General features: G+C 56.3%; 16 protein-coding genes and 1 pseudogene. 8 read left to right on the forward strand and 9 right to left on the reverse strand.

The window, feature by feature from the left end; all coding sequences use genetic code 11:
- Window positions 1-35: 35 nt before the first annotated feature.
- Together RBH71_RS03165 and RBH71_RS03170 are read left to right on the forward strand one after the other, a co-directional pair.
- Window positions 36-830 carry a TIM barrel protein gene (locus RBH71_RS03165; RefSeq protein WP_323687064.1) on the forward strand — a complete coding sequence of 265 codons (795 nt, stop codon included), beginning with the start codon at window positions 36-38 and terminating at the stop codon, window positions 828-830.
- A gap of 23 nt (window positions 831-853) precedes the next feature.
- Window positions 854-1,873, forward strand: coding sequence for a Gfo/Idh/MocA family oxidoreductase (locus tag RBH71_RS03170; RefSeq protein WP_112361297.1), 1,020 nt, complete (start codon window positions 854-856; stop codon window positions 1,871-1,873).
- 638 nt (window positions 1,874-2,511) lie between these two features.
- On the opposite strand, the gene RBH71_RS03175 is transcribed toward RBH71_RS03170, so the two are convergent.
- Together RBH71_RS03175 and RBH71_RS03180 are read right to left on the reverse strand one after the other, a co-directional pair.
- Window positions 2,512-3,408, reverse strand: coding sequence for a transglutaminase family protein (locus tag RBH71_RS03175; RefSeq protein ID WP_111800976.1), 897 nt, complete (start codon window positions 3,406-3,408; stop codon window positions 2,512-2,514).
- A 471-nt stretch (window positions 3,409-3,879) separates the two neighbouring features.
- Window positions 3,880-4,548 carry a GntR family transcriptional regulator gene (locus RBH71_RS03180; RefSeq protein WP_113556456.1) on the reverse strand — a complete coding sequence of 223 codons (669 nt, stop codon included), beginning with the start codon at window positions 4,546-4,548 and terminating at the stop codon, window positions 3,880-3,882.
- Window positions 4,549-4,631: 83 nt separating this feature from the next.
- Between RBH71_RS03180 and RBH71_RS03185 the strand changes: the two genes are divergently transcribed.
- The 4 genes and pseudogenes from RBH71_RS03185 to RBH71_RS03200 all read left to right on the forward strand — a co-directional run bounded on the left by RBH71_RS03185 (window position 4,632) and on the right by RBH71_RS03200 (window position 7,527).
- A complete protein-coding gene (locus RBH71_RS03185) occupies window positions 4,632-5,252 on the forward strand; it encodes a C39 family peptidase (protein WP_025591215.1) in 621 nt (206 codons plus the stop codon).
- Between the two features lie 45 nt (window positions 5,253-5,297).
- Window positions 5,298-6,365 carry a D-alanine--D-alanine ligase family protein gene (locus tag RBH71_RS03190; RefSeq protein ID WP_113556455.1) on the forward strand — a complete coding sequence of 356 codons (1,068 nt, stop codon included), beginning with the start codon at window positions 5,298-5,300 and terminating at the stop codon, window positions 6,363-6,365.
- 188 nt (window positions 6,366-6,553) lie between these two features.
- Window positions 6,554-6,817 carry a hypothetical protein gene (locus RBH71_RS03195; protein ID WP_013637284.1) on the forward strand — a complete coding sequence of 88 codons (264 nt, stop codon included), beginning with the start codon at window positions 6,554-6,556 and terminating at the stop codon, window positions 6,815-6,817.
- Window positions 6,818-6,828: 11 nt separating this feature from the next.
- Window positions 6,829-7,527, forward strand: a pseudogene (locus tag RBH71_RS03200) (nucleotidyl transferase AbiEii/AbiGii toxin family protein).
- Between the two features lie 216 nt (window positions 7,528-7,743).
- Here the strand turns inward: RBH71_RS03200 and RBH71_RS03205 are convergent.
- The 3 genes from RBH71_RS03205 to RBH71_RS03215 all read right to left on the reverse strand — a co-directional run bounded on the left by RBH71_RS03205 (window position 7,744) and on the right by RBH71_RS03215 (window position 9,527).
- On the reverse strand, window positions 7,744-8,127 hold the full coding sequence (locus RBH71_RS03205; RefSeq protein ID WP_060642074.1) for a type II toxin-antitoxin system VapC family toxin: 384 nt from the start codon (window positions 8,125-8,127) through the stop codon (window positions 7,744-7,746).
- Window positions 8,124-8,324, reverse strand: a complete 201-nt coding sequence (locus RBH71_RS03210; protein ID WP_013637280.1) for a type II toxin-antitoxin system VapB family antitoxin — start codon at window positions 8,322-8,324, stop codon at window positions 8,124-8,126. Before RBH71_RS03210 ends, RBH71_RS03205 begins: the two co-directional genes overlap by 4 nt.
- 399 nt (window positions 8,325-8,723) lie before the next feature.
- Window positions 8,724-9,527 (reverse strand): AraC family transcriptional regulator, encoded by an 804-nt coding sequence (locus RBH71_RS03215; protein WP_060642075.1) that lies wholly within the window; start codon window positions 9,525-9,527, stop codon window positions 8,724-8,726.
- Window positions 9,528-9,601: 74 nt separating this feature from the next.
- Here RBH71_RS03215 and RBH71_RS03220 point away from each other — a divergent pair, with 74 nt between their 5' ends.
- Window positions 9,602-10,543, forward strand: a complete 942-nt coding sequence (locus tag RBH71_RS03220) for an NmrA family NAD(P)-binding protein (protein WP_060642076.1) — start codon at window positions 9,602-9,604, stop codon at window positions 10,541-10,543.
- A gap of 188 nt (window positions 10,544-10,731) precedes the next feature.
- Here the strand turns inward: RBH71_RS03220 and RBH71_RS03225 are convergent, their stop codons facing one another.
- From RBH71_RS03225 to RBH71_RS03240, 4 genes are read right to left on the reverse strand one after another with little or no spacing between them, the layout of a single operon-like run.
- The gene (locus RBH71_RS03225) at window positions 10,732-10,923 is read right to left on the reverse strand and encodes an ankyrin repeat domain-containing protein (protein WP_323687065.1); all 192 of its coding nucleotides are present in this window, start codon (window positions 10,921-10,923) and stop codon (window positions 10,732-10,734) included.
- Window positions 10,924-10,960: 37 nt separating this feature from the next.
- The gene (locus RBH71_RS03230; protein ID WP_323687066.1) at window positions 10,961-11,764 is read right to left on the reverse strand and encodes an ankyrin repeat domain-containing protein; all 804 of its coding nucleotides are present in this window, start codon (window positions 11,762-11,764) and stop codon (window positions 10,961-10,963) included.
- Window positions 11,765-11,785: 21 nt separating this feature from the next.
- Window positions 11,786-12,796, reverse strand: a complete 1,011-nt coding sequence (locus RBH71_RS03235) for an alpha/beta fold hydrolase (RefSeq protein ID WP_113556454.1) — start codon at window positions 12,794-12,796, stop codon at window positions 11,786-11,788.
- A gap of 52 nt (window positions 12,797-12,848) precedes the next feature.
- Entirely contained in the window at window positions 12,849-13,523 is a 675-nt protein-coding gene (locus RBH71_RS03240) for a hypothetical protein (protein ID WP_245482038.1), read from the reverse strand.
- A 393-nt stretch (window positions 13,524-13,916) separates the two neighbouring features.
- On the opposite strand from RBH71_RS03240, the gene RBH71_RS03245 reads away from it, so the two are divergent.
- A complete protein-coding gene (locus RBH71_RS03245; protein ID WP_113556452.1) occupies window positions 13,917-14,534 on the forward strand; it encodes a TetR/AcrR family transcriptional regulator in 618 nt (205 codons plus the stop codon).
- Window positions 14,535-14,820 lie beyond the last annotated feature (286 nt).

A 14,820-nucleotide genomic window follows, 5' to 3' on the forward strand; every position in this document is an offset into this window, starting at 1 on the left:
GACAGTCATATCCAAAATCCAGGGAACCACCCCAAATGAGCAGTACGAATAACACCCCGTTTCCGTTAGCCGCCTGCGCGGAGATGCTGTGGCGGGACAAGCCTATCGAATGGCGCGCTTCCCGATTGAAGGAGCAGGGATTTGGCGTGGGCCTCTGGAATTGGCCAGAGCACGACATCGCCAAGCTCGAAGCCACAGGTGCGACCTTCACAATTATGAACGGTTACCTGACCGGGCGCCTTACGGATGAAGAAGGTGCAGCCGAACTTTTGAGAACCGCGCGCGAAACAGCTCAGATCGGTAAACGTCTTGGCGTGCAGCGCCTCAACCTTCACGGCACTGGCCTCGGGGATCGTGGACTACCGATTCAGCCTGTCGAGGTCGTCCCGGGAGCCATGTGGCTGAAGGCTCAGGATACGCTACGCCGAATCGTCGACCTCGCGGAAGAAGAAAACGTGGTTTTCACGCTGGAAAACCTCAATCTTCCCGTCGATCACCCCGGCGTTCCGTTCGGGCGCGCCGAAGACACGTTGGCACTCGTATCGAGCATCGACCACCCGCGCCTGCGTTTGAACCTGGACCTCTACCACGCGCAGATCGGTGAGGGGAACCTGATCGAACTTTGCCGAAGCAGCCTGCCGTGGATCGGTGAGATTCAGGTGGCCGATGTACCCGGGCGATTTGAGCCGGGCACCGGCGAAGTGAACTGGAAGGGGATCGCAAGAGCCCTGAGCCACATGGGCTACTCCGGCCCGATCGGGATGGAAGCATGGGCATCCGGAGATGCCGACACCGCGCTTGCTGCCTTCCGCGAAGCCTTCACTCTCTGATTTCAAAAACAGGACTAAAAATCATGACCAAGGTCAAAACAGTCAACGTCGGACTTATCGGGGCAGGGCGCATCGGTTCGTTTCATGGTGAGAGCGTCGCAAAAAGGCTTGTGGACGCGGAGCTGATAGCCGTCGCCGACCCCGCCCCCGTCGCCGCTACAAAGCTTGCGGAGAGCCTGGGCGCCGACGCTTCTTACACCGACGTTGCAGAAATGCTTTCTAACCCCGGTCTGGATGCGGTCATCATTGCGACACCCGCACGCTTTCACACCAATATCCTCGTGCAGGCTGCGGAGGCCGGCAAAGCGATTTTCTGCGAGAAGCCAATGGCGCTCACGCTTGAAGATGCGGACCGCGGCATTGCAGCCGCGAAGGCCGCAGGCGTTCCGCTGCAGGTCGGTTTTAATCGTCGCTGGGACCAGGCATTTGCCGAAGGCCGCGAAGCGATCGATGCCGGAAAGGTCGGCGCAGTTCAACTCATCCGGTCGCTAACGCGTGATCCTGGTCCGTTCGGCGGCGACCCAGACAGGATTCCTTTGTGGACCATCTTTTATGAAACGTTGATCCACGACTTCGACACCCTGCTTTGGTTGAACCCCGGCGCAAAGCCTGTCGAAGTGTTTGCAATGGCAGATGCGCTGGTTCGCTCGGACGCACGCAATACAGGCTTCCTCGATACCGCCGTCGTCAATATTCGTTTTGACAACGGCTCCATCGCGGTTGCGGAAGCAAACTTCTCTGCAATGTACGGCTACGATATTCGCGGCGAAGTATTCGGCTCCGGCGGAATGGTTGCGATGGGCGACGTACGACGTTCTAGCATGACGCTGTTCGACGCTACTGGCGTATCCAACGACACATGGCGGCGCGATACGGACCACTTCGTTCAGGCCTATACGGCGCAGCTTGCTTCCTTTGTCGATGCTGTTCGTAACGGTGTTGTTCAGAATGCACCAACAGGAGCTGATGCTCGCAACGCTCTGGCGATTGCACTTGCTGCGATTGAATCCGTGTCGAAAAAACAGCCGGTTCCTGTGAGTTGAAGGCATAGATGGCAGGGGCCGATATTGCTCCTGCCATCACATAGGTATTGGAAAAATCAGCCACTCAGAAACGCATCGGCGGGGCGAAAGACAATCGTCATGGCAACGAAATCAACAGTTCAGAAGCCCAAAACAGTATATGATTTGAGAAACATGCTTGAGGTCAAAAGCTTGAGGCTATCGAGCCATCAAGAGAGAGTAGCGCGAACTGCTGTCGCTTGCCCGGAAGTCGTCGCCTTCGGGACAGCAACTTCCCTTGCTGTTTGTTGTTCCGTCACCCAGTCGACGGTGGTTCGGTTGGCGACCTCTCTTGGGTTTGAGAGTTACCGCGAATTCAGACGCGTTTTCCAGCAGCATGTGAAACTCAACGCAACCTACAGATAGGGGAATCGGTCCCTGAGTCTCGCCGTACACCTACCGTGAGGGAAAGCTGCTATTGCCAAGTTTGTTAGCTCGTGTCTCGCCGCTCGGATAGGAGCACACATTCTCACTAATCAACATCGTGCATGTTTGTCGCAGGCGCGAAAAACTGTCGGTTCACCCGGTCGCGGTATCTTCATCATAAAATTCCGTTGCGCCGGCGAATTGCCGTGAGACTAGCTTGGGCGGCAAACGCCGGGATAGGCAATGCGTTCCGATCAGTTGAGCACAGTTTCGATGCGATCATCCGTTGTGACGTTGACCTGGACTGACATGCCCTCGTAGTCAGCGGCTGTTCCGTCGTAACTTCCCCACAAAGGAACTGCCTGCTTCGGATCCCGCGCCACCCCAACACGGATAAGATCACGGTTGCCCACGATACCGTTGGTTGGGTCGAACTCAGCCCAACCGGCGCCCGGCAAATAGATCTGGCACCACGCATGGGTGGAACCGCCGCCAAGGGTGATTGATCCGTCTCGGTCTGGAACGTAGATATAGCCCGTGACGAACCTGGCCGCGAACCCAAGTGATCGAGCGGCCTCCATCATAAGTAGCGCGAAGTCGCGGCAGGTTCCCTTGCGAAGCTGCAGCGTCTCGGTCGGCGCTTGCGTTCCATGCTCTTGTCGTCGGGCATAGATGAAACTTTCATGGATGGCGTAGCACAACGTCATCAGCAGGTGCCCGGTTTCAGTGGGTTGCCCGATTCGCACGAATTGGCGCGCCCATTTACCGACCTGATCATGTGGATCAGCGTAATGGCGCTGGATGGTTCGTTCCAGATCCAGCGCTTCGTCTGGATCATATGAAAACGGGTAAGTCAAAGCGTCCTGATCGATTTGCAGATCAATTGCGACATAGGGTGTATGGTCAAGGCGAATGACGGTTTCGAAGCGGAGCTCACGTGAGGGTTGAGCAAAGCCTATGACTGCGACGCAGTTTCCGAACACATCATGGATCCAACGAAGATAGTCCGGTTCCGGGTCGATGAGGAGTCGGGAGCTCAGCAGCGTCTGATCGAAACTGTCTCTCGGTCTGAACAAAAGTCTGTGCTCTCCGAACTCAACCGGCCGTTTATAACGATAGGACGTGACGTGTCGGACGGTAAATATTGTCATCGATCACCGGGGGTACGAGGTCCAGGACGGCTGGTACCGTATCACTCTAAAGAAGCACATGCATTGTTACATCGTTCCAGCTGGCATGAGATAATCCGCGCGGGCGATGGCCCCCAACCTATTGGTGACAATCCGGCTGAGGTTGAAAACCGTGATGCAGCCTATCAAATGTCCCGAAGAAGCCCACGCCTAATCCACCTTGAGCCCGCCCGATGCGTTCGCGACGTTAAGCTAAAATCACTCTTTGTCCACTTTCAGCCGAAGCGAAAGATAGTTTTAAGTCGAAACTTCCGAAGAGGTCGTGATAACGCAACGGTCTGTCAGGGTAGATTCCTACTTCCGCGGTGTGGGGGTCAGCGGTTCACCTCTCATCAAGAGCAAAAAATGAACCTGTTACCCGTCTCAACGGCAGCGAATCTCCTAAGTCAAGCGTACTTTCGCCCGTCTCGAACGCTGAACCGGCGAGCCGCCTTAGCTCGACTGGGCGGCCGTGCTGAGCTTGCGACTTCCTTCAAGCAAATGACGCTGCAAAATTGCACTTGCAGCGTCGATATTCCGATCTCTGCAAGCCTTTAGCAGAGCACGGTGCTCCTCCTGCGATTGCTGCTCATAGTCCAAGCTGGATAGCAATACACGTACGTAGCGGTCGGCTGCATCATGGTGGGTAGCGATAAGGCCGATGAGCCGCTCATTTTGGCAGGCGCCGTAAAGTGTCATGTGGAACTGCTTATTCAGCGTCCCCCAACGTCCCACATCCTTCTCAGCGTCGATCTGGGCGAGAAATGTTGCCGCCCTGTCCAAATCGGCTGTCGTCAGCCCTACATATGATAGGCGCAAGGCTTCCGTCTCCAGTAGCGAGCGAATGGAATAGATCTCCGCAATCTCCTTGGCATCTATTCTTGCCACGAAGGCCCCCTTTGTCGGGTGAATGGTTACGAGGCCCTCGCTTTCCAGAAGCCTCAAGGCATCACGCACAGGCATGCGGCTGAACCCAAATCGTGCGGCCAGCTCGTCTTGTCGGAGCGCGACGCCACCGCGAAGCTCTCCACCGGAAATCGCTTCCCTGAGAACCCTTGCGATACGATCCGCCACGGTCTCCGGCCGGATGGTTTCAACATTTATTGCGACGAAATCGTTCATGGCCAACCTTCTCCGAGACAGCAATCATCTTGATCATGCCAAGCAACCTCGTATACGAGTATACCGCTCAGGAGATTTTTGCCATGCCCTTATCAACAGGCGTCGTTCCTTATTTCAGTCAGTGGGAAACACCGGAGATGACATTGCCCGTGCTTGCCGAAGGATCTGCGGCGCTGCTGCGCGATCCGCTCTGGCGGCAATCGGGTGCCGAGACGATCGAGGAATACGCGCGCTGGGCGGTCAATGTCTGCGGCATGGCCTGCCTGAAGATGATCCTGGCAGCGCGCGGCGACCTGCTTCCGACGCTTGCTCTCGCCCGTGCCTGCACCGCCTATGGCGGCTATGTCGTCAACGAGCTGGATGCTTCGATCAAGGGACTGATCTATGCGCCCTTCGTGACCTATGTGGGCGAGCGCTTCGGGCTCTCGGCAGAAACGATGACGGGTGTCGCAACAGAGAGCATCCCCGGTCTGCTCGCTGAACGCCCGTTCTTCATCGCCTCGGTCAATAGCGGCATACGCTGGCCGGAACGCATGCCGCCCTCAAAAGGCGGGCATCTCATTCTGGTGACGGCAGCCTCGGCTGATACGGTCCGTTTCCACAATCCATCCGGTCATGATGCTGCGAGCCAGGCGGATGTGCTGCTACCGCTTGCCATATTCGACCGCTTCTTTGCCAATCGCGGCATCGCGATCGGCTTCTGACATCTATTTAGACTATTTAGACACGAGATTATTTTGGGGGTTTTCATGACATCTTCCCGCGGCAAGCTGCGCATCGCCGTTCTCTTCGGCGGCCGCTCGGCCGAACACGACGTCTCCGTCATGTCGGCGACGAATGTCGTGGGGGCACTGGAGCCCTCGAAATACGAGGCGGTGCCGATCTTCGTGACGCGGGAAGGCGAGTGGCTGCTCAGCCATTTCGAAAATGGCGTGCTCGCCAGGCCGGCAAACGGCACCGAAATCGCATTGGTGCCCGGCGGGCGTGGGCGGATGATCGCCATCGACGGCGGCAGGACGAGCGATGCCGGGAAGATCGATATTCTGTTCCCGGTTCTGCATGGTATTTTCGGCGAGGATGGTTCCGTGCAGGGACTGGCGGAGGTGGCCCGCGTGCCACTGGTTGGCTGCGGCATCCTGGGTTCAGCGACAGCGCTTGACAAGGATATCGCCAAGCAGCTGCTGCGGGCGGCGGGGTTACCGGTGGCGCGTGCTGTTAACGTGCATGCGGATCGGGTGCCGTCCTTCGACACGCTTGAGATCGCGTTGGGTTTGCCGCTGTTCGTTAAGCCAGCGCGTCAGGGGTCTTCGGTCGGCGTGCGCAAGGTTTCCGGCAACCAGGAATTTGCGCCGGCGCTCGCGGAGGGCTTCAAGCATGACCGCAAGCTGCTTGCCGAGGAATTCATCCGCGGCCGCGAGATCGAGTGCAGCGTGCTCGAGGACGCCAAGGGTGGCCTGTTCGTCTCTCGCCCGGGTGAGATCATCCCGGCCGAAAGCCATGGCTTCTATAGCTACGATGCGAAATATATCGACGACGATGGCGCGGCGCTGACGGTTCCGGCAGAGCTTCCGCCAGAGGTTGAGACGAAGATCCGCGAGACGGCAGCACTCGCCTTCCGGGCGCTCGGTTGCGACGGTATGGCGCGCGTCGATTTCTTCCTGACCGAGGACATGGCTTTTTTGGTCAACGAGGTGAACACCATTCCGGGGTTCACCGATATCAGCATGTATGCGAAGGCGATGGCGGCAAGCGGCGTCAGCTATCCTGAGGTAATCGACCGGCTCGTTGAACACGGTTTTGCGCGCGCCGGCCTCTGAGCCGCAAAATGCCTCTTCCCGGTGTAGTAGACATGCACCGGGAAGAAAAACGCCGCAGCTTCGTCTGCTCTTGTGACAAGAACTGGAATAAGCCGGATTAATGCCGTTGCATGCCTGCGTCTGCTGTGTTTCTTGCGTTTTTGGCGGGTATGTATTACATAACTTATTGAAAATTGGTGGTGATAACGATGTCTAGCGTTGCGATTAAGGTACTGTCGACGGTGAACGCCCCTTACGGGACGAACCTTTCGGCTGAGCAACTCGCTTCGAAGATTTCGGATTTTGCGAGCGTTGAGAATTTCGATGCTTCGGCATTCTCATTCTATTCCGAAGTGAAAGCCGAGCTCCAGCACCAGTTTCTGGATGAGATGGAAATCGACCACGGTACAGCATCCGAGATTGCCCAGAAATTCTCGCAGCTAGCTGGATATCCCCTCGCCCTAGCCGCCTGAGGGTTGTCCTGATGAGCCAATGGGAAAGCCTTTTCGACCAGGCTGCGTCAATTATCAATCAGGCGAACTCTTCTTTTAAACTCCTCGATAGCTGGACTTTCGGGGGTGGCACCGCCCTTATGCTCCAGATAAACCATCGTGAAAGCTTCGATATCGACATTTTCGTCGATGATCCGCAGGTCCTCCCATATCTGAACCCGACAACACAGGGCTATACCCTGCAGGTGAACCCAGATGAATATGTTTCGGACGGGACGCATGCGTTGAAAATCGTGTTCGCGGGCATCGGTGAAATTGACTTCATTTGTGCTCCAAGTCTGACCAACGATCCAACATCCCGCGTCGCAGTACGTGGAATCCAAGTTGACCTTGAGACCCCGGGCGAAATCATCGCGAAGAAGGTTCACTATCGAGGATCCTCTCTTCAGCCACGTGACATGTTCGATATCGCGTGCATCGCCAAGGCATGCGGCGATGGATACGTTCTCGAAGCTCTCTTGCCATTCTAAAACAGGGCCGCCGCTGCATTGGCCGTCGCCGAGAGAATGGATGCAGGCCTCGCTAGCACAGTTATGGGGAAGCTTCAGTATAGAGAAGGATATGCGGATATTTCGAAAACTGCTCAAGCGACGACAATCTCGCTTTTGAAAGCGGTGTGCGATCACAAGCCAGCGGTATCCGCAGCGCCTTCCTCTACGTCTCCGCGCTGATTTCTCCGCAACTTGGCGACCTTAGCTATACCGCCGTTCGGTCGATCATTCTTTCGGTGCGCATCATTCCGATTAGCCAGCAAAACCAAGTTAGGGCGGCGCCAGCGAGTGTGAATGAATTGCGTCGCAAAATGCTTAGCCAATCCACGACGCGTGGACGACGGTTCGAGATCCGTTCAAGAGCCACAATATTGCTGGGCGTCCTGCGTTGCTGGGCTAACGAGAGGCTTGCGCGTGCGTGTAAAGTGCCACACCAACTTTTTGTGCTGCGGCCGCTAGGCGCTTATCTCTTGTCCACAAGCTTGATCGCCGGTCGAGCAACGTTGAAGTAAGTAAATGCGCATCTGTGTAACCAATCCCCATGCTGAATATCGAATGACGATCAATGATCGTCATTACTTCTGCATGGGTCGCGATTAGCGCCTCGCGTTGAGCTGCTAGGAATTCTAAAACTGCAGCCCTCTCTCTTAAGCTGCCGAGCGCCAATTCGCCCACAACGAATGGGTGGCAGAGCAACTGGTCATCATTGATGATTTTTCGTAGTTCTGAGTCATCGTATCGAAAATGATTTATCCAGATCGAGGTGTCTACCAGGATCACTTTGCCACGTCGCTCCGTCGGCGAGGCGACGCTTCAGCCTCAGGCATAGAGCCGCCAAGCGCGATCAGCCGTTTGCCGGATTCCACACGCACGAGTGTCTCCAGCGCTTGCCGCACGAGAGCTGCTGTTTCCTTGGTGCCCGTGAGGGACTTGGCCCGTTCCATAAGATTGTCGTCGATATTTATGGTTGATCGCATGTTCCCGCCCCCGTAGATGAGTAGCTCATATAGCACCATTTGGTGCGAAAATCCACGACTCATCGCGTGCGGCTAAAATCTTCATGTTTCACGGATGGTTGATTCGTATCCGTTCAAGGCGTGGGTATTGGTGTTTTGGGGACATGCACTTAGAAGTAACGCGCATCCTCTCAATAGCTTCAACGCCGAAAATCCAAATGATTGATACAAAGGGGGGCTGTCGATCCCGGATCCCAGCGCTACCGTCGCCTCTCTGATCGGCTGGGTGAGGTCGAGCCCTTTTTCGACCTTGTTCCTGAGCGGGACGACGCAAGATCCATCGTCCGTAGTAGGCCCATTGTAGTCACCGCACGTGCTGCAAGGGCCGACCAGTGTTGAGAAATTCGACTACTCGGAAAATCACCTCGCGAAGTAGCGGGTCGGTGTTGTTCCCAATGCCTTCTTGAACATGACGATAAAGGCGGTAGGGGATTCGTATCCCAAGTCGCTCGACACCCTCTGGACCGTCGCGCCGCTGGCCAGTTCGCGCAACGCGATGACCAGATGCAGTTGCCGCCGCCATCGGCCGAAGGTAAGTCCCGTTTCCTGGACCATCAGCCGCTTCAAGGATCGCTCACTCATGGCAACGTGTGTCGCCCAATCCAGGAGGGTGCGACGATCGCTCGGCTCCGCCATCAGGGCAGCGGTGATCGCGGCGATTTTGGGATGGCTGGAGGCGGGCAAATCCAGCCCCTGTATCGGCATTTGCGCGAGTTCGTCCAGCAAGACCTGCACCATACGGCCGACATGATTGTCCGGAGGAGAATTGACGGGTACATCCGCCAGTCGGAGGATCATCTCGCGGAGCATCGGTGACACAGACAAAGTACAGCACTCATGAGGCAGTGTCGCTGCGCCTGGTTGAACGAACAGATAGGACAGGCGTGCGTTGGACGTCACCTGGTTGCTGTGGGGCACGCCGCCGGGTATCCAGACTCCGCAGTCTGGTGGGACAATCCAGATGCCATTTTCCGTCTTGCAGGTGACGGCCCCATGCAGGGCCAAGATGAGCTGCCCTTCCTTGTGCTGGTGTTGGGGTACTTCAGCCTCATAGTCATTGAAGTCGAGGCGAACAGCGAAGGCCGGACGATCCGACTGGTCGAGATCAATGTCATCGTAGCAGGAACGCAGCAGTTTTGCGGATTGGCCCGATTTCGAGATCATTTGGCACTATCTCCAAATTCGTACGCACAGCAATAGTCTACTAATCGGCGATCAACAACCGCAAGGAGACTGTCATGCGAATTTCTGTCGTCGGTGCCACGGGACGAGTTGGCGCTAAACTTACCCGGAACTTACTGAAGGCCGGGCATCAGGTTAGAGCATTGTCGCGAGGTGGCCCCGCGCTGGGCGCGCTGGTCGAGCTTGGTGCAGAGCCATTTCTGGGAAGCTTTGACACCGGAGAGGGAGACCTTGACCAGTTTTTCCAGGGTGCCGATGCTGCGTTCCTGATGGTGAAGACCGATTGGAACAACATCGAGGGGCATTACCCCGCTGTTGCCAAGCGCTTTGTCGATGCGCTCAAAAAATCCTCTGTCAACCTGGCCGTGAGCCTGACGGCCATGGGTTCGGACGTGAAGGGGAAAACGGGCCATTTCGAATGCTTTCACGATCTGGACGAAAAGTTAAACGAACTCGGCAACATCGATTTGGTCCACCTGCGCGCCGCTTGGTTCATGGACGACGTATCGGCGTGGACGGGGCCGGTTGCCAAATACGGTCGAATTGCCTGGTTCTGCAAACCCGATTTGAAGATGCCCTGGGTGGCGACCGATGACATTGCGTGGCTGGCGGCCAAGGAATTGACCAATCCGAGGGGCAGACACCGCGTATACCTCGAAGTAGGCTCGGAAGATGTCTCGATGAACGAACTGGCCGAAATCATTGGCAAGAAGATCGGCAAGCCGGTGGATTACCGATACATCGAAACGACCCGTAAAGACGTCGAGGCTGAATTTCTGGCACGGTTCGGGACGCTGGAGAAATGGCAGGACGACACCCTCAGTGCTGACGCTTTGAACAGTGGCATCGTAAGGTTCCATGGGGAGCACGAGTATCGTCCGAAATTGCCCACGACGATGGAGACGTTCATTGCTGATGTCTGGAAGACCCGCTATCTGGACGCGGTCAAAGCGGGAGAACAGCGAGAAACGTTTTTCATGTGGGCTGCCAGAGACTAGCTATGGCGGCTCTTTTGACCCGTCCCCCACGCGTTCGACCATCCCGGATGCTACCGCAAATTGTTGATGTGCGGTAGCTAAACGAGCGAAATTTGCGCAGCTTGGCCATCAAACCGAGATCACACCACTGCACTACGGATCAGTCTTTAATTTCCATCGCCGCGCCCTTGAGAGCTCAACGAGTTAACTCAACGGATTTCTGGTTGGGATCCAGTCTGCTGACTGTCGCTGCTCAGCATTTCAACGATCGGTTCATAGCCGTAGAGAGTAGCGAGGCTCAGTGGTGTTAGGCCCGAGTGAGTTTTCAGATCACGGCGAGCACCAGCGCGCACAAGGGATGCAACTGCATCTACGTATCCATGCCAAACAGCATCGTGCAAAGCGGTCAGGCCATTGTAAGGACCCTGCGCATCGAGCTCAATCTGTGTGTCCCCCCTGTTTTGCTGCTGACGTCAGAATATCGATGTGATCCGCCTTCCCAAAATAGGCAGCATCGTGAAGTGGCGAACCGCGCATGAGACCGATGGTGCGGCGAGGATCTGCCCCAGCATCCAGCAATAGGCGCACGATTTCGGCATGACCTTCGCGAACTGCAAGACCGAGAGGCGTGTAGTCGTCATCGAACGTCCCGGTTATCGGCACCCGAACCTCAAAATCCGCGCCATCTGCGATCAGCCGCTTCACCTCCTCAATATTTCCGGCCTTGACTGATGAGATGATCGACAAGCTGGCGATGTGCTTTTCATCCGCCTCATCTCGTTCCTCAATCAGCGCTGCGATTGCTTTCAGGTCGTCATACTTGGCGATGTCGAGCGCGGTCTGTTGCCAGTAATTCCGTATCGTGGTGCGCGCGCGGCGCGACAGCAAAACCCGCACAACAGCTTCGTGCTTGTGAAGCACGGCATCCATCAATGCGGTATTGCCAAGAACTGGCGATTGCTGATTGATGAAGGCTCCGTGGTCAAGCAGAATCCCGATCACGTCGGCGCTGCCGGACTGTGCCGCTTTGTGGATTGCCGTTGCTCCCATTCGAGGGTCCGCCGTCAGCACGTCCGCGCCGGCAGTAAGGAGCAAAGCAACAGCTTGTGCCTGCCCAAGCGCAGACGCGATCATCAACGGCGTGAGACCATCGGGGCCTCTAGCGTTAACGTCCGCCCCGGCGTCGATAGCTTCTTTGACCGAAGCAAGATCGCCTGTACGAAGTGCGTGAGAAAGTATCATGGTTCTATGTTCCTTGATCGATTAGACAGTTGCTGAAACGGCGGCATTCAGGCCGTTCAGGAATTTGATGATTTCGGCATTCACGCGTTCGCGGGCCTCATGATGAGGCCAGTGACCTACACCTTCCAGGCGCACGACATCGACGAGCCCGGGCGCTGTCTTGCGCATCTCTTCCACGGTTGGTGGGACCGGGTGGAACAGTCGGCACAACCCATCTGCATCGCCCCAAATATAAAGCGATGGCTGCTTGATCAGTACGTCCTTGTACGCGGCGAGATGCTCAAACGTCGCCTGCACGCCACGGTACTGGTTCAGACCGCCTCTGAATCCCGTTCGCTGGAACGTGTCGATGTTGTGCTTCACATAGGCTGGATCGGCCCAAGTCGGCAGCACGTCAGGGGCAGGTCGAAACATATTCCGCTTTGCGTCGATGGGGTCCCAGCCGGTTCCTTCGGCGGGTTCGCCCGAGAGCCAATAAAGTGCACTCGGAATAGTCTTGCTGGCATCACGGATACGGTCATCCGTCTCCGGCTTCATCATGTCGAAAGCATAATAGAGATCGCCGAGACCGCGACTGCGTAGCAAGTCCCATGTACTCAGCTCGCCACGCGGCAGGAACGGGATGCCGAGCGTTATGATGCCGTTGAAACGATCCGGTCGCATGACCATCGCCCGTTGTCCGTGGTCGGCACCCCAGTCATGGGATATGATGGTTGCGGTAGGCACCTGCAACGCATCAAGGATGCCAATCAGGTCGCCAACAATTAGGGCCCCGCTGTAAAGTGCGGGATCGTTCGGGGCATAGCTGTCGCCGAAACCCCTCATGTCGAGCGCGATCGCGCGGTATCCGTTTTCTGCGACAACTTGCATCTGGCTACGCCACGTTTCCACAGTGTCTGGAAATCCGTGCAAGAAGAGCACTATTGGACCGCGGCCTTGTTCAACCACATGGAAAGAGGCTCCGTTGGCCTCGATTTGCGAATGGTGTACGGGATGATCCGTGGCGGCTGATGCTTTATGAGTGTGGTTCATTTTCTGCTCCAGGTTATGCTTGATCCGAGCCTTGCAGCGCGTGTTGGATCGGCTACAATTCAATGACTTCACCGCCTGATGCGCGAAGCCTATCAAAGTATGTGGAGTGGTCGATGAGCTGGGCTGGGAAATAGAGGCCCGGTCGGGGCGTATCGCCCGCGAGACCAGCCAAGCGTTCAAGAACGAGCGCGACACCCAGACCCGTTAGCGGCATCTGCCCCCCGGGGTGAACGATCGCGTGACGTTTCCGAAGCTGCTGCCCGGCGTGATCCAGGCCCGAAAGGTTGATAATGATTTCAGTCGATACCGGTCCGCCATTCCGGCGGGTGGAGCTCATTCCAATGGCCAGGTCGAACCGAATATCAGGAGCGCCGGTTGCGTTTGCCAACAACAAGACGTCGTTTGGCGAAAACACGTTCGCGTCCAACTCGGTGCCGTCGATTGCGCGCACCTTGGATCTGGTCTCGGCGCCATGGTACCATCGCCACGCGCCAACCGTTCTCAAAAGAGCGGCAGCACCCGCATACATCTGGCGCTCAAGATCTGCATTCGCTGCAGGTCCGAACGCATCCTGTTCATCGAGCACTGCCTCGATATGAATGTTTTCCAGACGACCAAATTCTCGGGCGAACAAGAGTGACGGTACGCTTGTCGCACCAACGAGCCATTCTGTACCAAGGACGACTGGCGCGGCGGTAGGTCTCTGCATGAATGTAGCAGTTTCCAAGCCCAGCTCGCTTATGCTTGGTGAGATGTTGACGTGCCCAACGCCGAATTGTTGGGCCCAGCGGAGAGCTGCCCCGGTTTTGTCCGTAAAGAGCGTTGCGACCGCCGAGACACGTTGCTCGCCTAGCCCCAGGTCAGAGGCAGTGAGGTCCACTACCACCGCAGACGCGCAGTCGACAGCTGCTGCTGCTCGTATCGCGCGTTGCTCGTCGCGACCGCCAATGAGGATTGGTACATCAGGATATTGCTCACGCAAGAAGCGTGTGGCCCATCGCCCAACCTCGCCGGCGCCGCCGATAATAAGTATTGGGTCGTGGAGACTTCCAGAAGCTTGTAACATCACGATACCTGTGGTTTACTGATTCCTACACATGGTAGGTTACTAAAAGTAGGTATGCAAGTGGAAAAGCAAAAAGCTGCCATCGACAATAGGACTAAAGGCCGACTTTCGAAGTCCGAGAGGCGTCAGCAGCTACTAGAGACGGCGCGCCTGATCGTTCGGGAAGAAGGTGCTGATCGGCTGACACTAGGTCACCTGGCAGTGCGGGCGGGCGTTTCCAAACCTGTGACCTACGAGCACTTCGAGACCAGAACGGGTTTGTTAATTGAACTCTATCGTTGGATAGACACCGAACGCATTGCCGCGTTTCGCACACTTATGGCTCAGGGAAATCGACCGGCGAAAGAGACTATATTGGCTTTGGCTAAAACTTATCTGGCCTGCGGAACCGACCAAGGTGACGAATTTCATGCTGTCGGCGCAGCGCTTGCAGGAAGCGAGGAGAAAGCCAACGTGTACCAAGAGCTAGTCGATGCTGTGATCGAAATGTTCATGGATGTTTTACGGCCTCACTCAAACTTTCAGCCGGAATCGCTGGCATTGGCCTGCGCGGCATTGGTTGCGGCAGGAGACGCGTTGACAAGCGCTGTTACACGGGGAAACTGCTCCGCTTCCGAGGCCGAGGGGGTGTTTTCGAATCTTATTGGAGCTGTGGCCCAGGGTAAAGCGTAGGTAGAGGTGCCGCTTCATATGGCCGAGAGATAGCCGAGTTGAGGGAAGAGCATTCGCTGCCGAACTCTTCGGACATATTTATACGAGAAAACACCCAGCGCTGGCTCCTATGATGTCGACCTCCATAGAGCCGTCCTACGGACCGACTGCATCGGGAAGAAAGAAGCGTGCCAATGGTTAAATCCCCTCAAGAGCCAAGGCATAACCTTGCAATGTAGTGGCCCCATAAATATCCGTAGAGTCAGTCGCACTAAGCTGACGAACCAAATCATATTGCTAATGCACG

Origin of the sequence: Rhizobium sp. AN68 (assembly GCF_030758035.1) — a bacterium.
Classification (GTDB): domain Bacteria; phylum Pseudomonadota; class Alphaproteobacteria; order Rhizobiales; family Rhizobiaceae; genus Agrobacterium; species Agrobacterium tumefaciens.